General features: G+C 69.3%; 1 protein-coding gene. It reads right to left on the minus strand.

The window, feature by feature from the left end; genetic code table 11:
- Positions 1–889: phosphatase PAP2 family protein (locus AC1DWF_RS32990; RefSeq protein WP_476842720.1), on the minus strand; the 889-nt coding region annotated here is incomplete at both ends.

Below are 889 nucleotides of genomic sequence, written 5' to 3' on the forward strand. Positions count from 1 at the left end.
ATGCTGCTCGATCCACAGCAGGATCGCCCAGCACAGGATCGCCCAGGCCGCGCCGATGCTCCAGCCGGCCAGCACGTCGCTGGCATAGTGCAAGCCGAGATAGACGCGGCTCGTTCCGATGATCAGCGTCAGCACCAAGGCCACGGCCACGAAATAGACCCGCAGATGCCGCTCGGCCGTGACGCGCGCCAGGATGATGCCGATGGTGAGGTAGGTCACCGCCGAGAGCAGGGCATGGCCGCTCGGGAAGCTCGCCGTGAAGACCTCCGCGACATGCGGATAGTCCGGGCGCGGCCGGTTGAAGCCCTGCTTGAGGAGCGTGCTCACCAGCGTGCCGCCGAGCACCGAGGCCGCCATGAACAGCGCCGCGCCGCGCTGGCCCACCATCAGCAGGTAGCCCAGCGAGACGATCAGCACGAAGCCGAGCACGGCGAAGCTGCCGAGCGCGGTGACGTCGCGCACCATCTCCTGGAACCAGGCGGAGCCGATCGGCCGGGCGAGGTCGGCGCCGTGGCGGAAGAGCGACACGACTGCCAGGTCGAAATGCGCCATGTCGCCCTCGACCACCTCGTCCGCCAGCCCGACGAAGGCCAGGAACAGCGCGGCGAAGGCGAAGAGCGCGACCACGAGCGCGACCTCGCCGTGCAGCAGCCGGCGCGTGATGCGGAGCCGCAGGAGCGAGGTGCCCCGCCCCGTCAGCACGACATTGGAGAACAGGATCGCGGCGCATCCGGCGAAGAGGCCGATACCGGCGACCTCGCCGAAGGCCGGGATGAGGAGGGTCGTGAGGCCGATGGCCGCGCACCAGAGCAGCAGGGCCAGGGCGAGCGAGCCGTCATCCACGAAGAGATGGACGATCTCGGCGGCGATTGCGCGGAGGGCTTTCATC

Source organism: Aminobacter sp. P4_D5 (assembly GCF_056401815.1).